Source organism: Saccharothrix deserti, assembly GCF_009769385.1.
Taxonomy (GTDB): domain Bacteria; phylum Actinomycetota; class Actinomycetes; order Mycobacteriales; family Pseudonocardiaceae; genus Actinosynnema; species Actinosynnema deserti.
The window spans coordinates 1-1,555 of the sequence record NZ_VKAB01000145.1 but is presented as its reverse complement, the minus strand read 5'-3'; the positions used below and the strand labels follow the sequence as shown (position 1 = coordinate 1,555).

Below are 1,555 nucleotides of genomic sequence, written 5' to 3'. Positions count from 1 at the left end.
CCCTCTTGGTCAGACTGCGGTGAGACACCTCGTGTGAGGGGTGGGTTCACGCTTGGGGGTGGGATCGGAGATCCTGATGAACGTGTCCACAGCACCTGACAGGCAACCTCGTCGCGCGACCGGCGGTGAACAGGCCGATCCGGCGCCGCGTCCGTCGCGTCGGGTGTTCACCCCGGAGTACAAGCTGACCGTGGTCACCGAGTACGAGAACGCCCCCAACGGCGAGAAAGGCGCGATCCTGCGGCGCGAGGGCCTGTACTCCTCGCACGTCATCGAATGGGCCAGGGCGCGTGACGCCGGACGCCTGGGCGGCGGCCCCGCGGACTCCCCGGCCCCCGCGAAACCGGCGAGGAAGTCGGCGGAACAGGCCGAGCTGGAGAGACTGCGCCGCCAGAACGCGAAGCTGACCTCCGATCTCGCGAAGACCCGGATGGCGCTCGACATCATGGGAAAAGCACACGCGCTCTTGGAGGAGCTTTCCGGGAGCACGGACGACGACAGGCCGCCGAGTTCGTCCTGACGACCGCGTTCGCCGAACTGCGCGACGCGGACATCTCGGTGAAGAAGTCGTGCGCGTTGACGGGGATGTCCCGCGCCACCCATTACCGGCACCGCGGGCCGCGAGGGCCGGTGCACGGCCCGTGGCTGCCCCGGACGCCGCCTCCGCATACCCTCGACGACGCCGAACGCGCCCGGGTGCTGGAGGTGCTGACCCGGCCGTCCTACCGGGATCTGGCGATCCCCCAGGTGTGGGCGCGTGAGCTGGACGAGGGCCGGTACCGGTGCTCGGTGTCGACCATGTACCGGATCGCCCGTGCCGCCGGCCAGGTCCGTGAACGCCGCCGGGTGGCCACCCACCCGGCCAGGGTCCGGCCCGAGCTGTCCGCCCGCGGTCCGGGCGAGGTGTGGTCCTGGGACATCACCGCGTTGAAAGGGCCGGCGAAGGGGGTTTGGTACAAGTGTTACGTCGTGCTGGACATCTTCTCCCGCTATGTCACCGGTTGGCTGGTCGCCGCGACGGAGGACGCGGTCGTGGCGAAGGATTTCCTCGCCGACGCCATCGCCCGCAACGGCGCCGAACCGCACACGATCCACGCCGACCGCGGTGGCGCGATGGTGTCGAAACCGGTCTCCGAACTCCTCGTCGACCTCGGTGTCCTCCGCTCGCACTCCCGTCCGCGCACCTCCAACGACAATCCCTATTCCGAGGCGCAGTTCAAGACCCTGAAGTACATGCCCGACTTCCCCGAACGGTTCGGATCCCTACAGGACGCACGCGCTTTCTGCGAAGGCTTCTTCCTGGCCTACAACCACGAGCACCGTCATTCCGGCATCGGAATGCACACCCCGGCGTCCGTCCACTTCGGCACCGCCGAACAGATCCGCGACCAACGCCAGGCCACTCTCGACCGCGCCTACGCCCGGCATCCGGAGCGCTTCGCACGCCGTCCCCGTCCACCCGCACTGCCCGACGTGGCCTGGATCAACCAGCCCGCCGAGCAACCCCAACCAGCCCCGTAGACACAACCTGTCTCACTTGACTTGACAACTACCG

At 68.4% G+C, this 1,555-nt stretch carries 2 protein-coding genes; both read left to right on the top strand.

The window, feature by feature from the left end:
• Positions 1-82 precede the first annotated feature (82 nt).
• On the top strand, positions 83-520 hold the full coding sequence (locus FM051_RS49915; protein ID WP_158854979.1) for a transposase: 438 nt from the start codon (positions 83-85) through the stop codon (positions 518-520).
• Positions 521-558: 38 nt separating this feature from the next.
• A complete protein-coding gene (locus FM051_RS49910) occupies positions 559-1,521 on the top strand; it encodes an IS3 family transposase (protein WP_238413274.1) in 963 nt (320 codons plus the stop codon).
• The last annotated feature ends 34 nt before the right edge of the window (positions 1,522-1,555 follow it).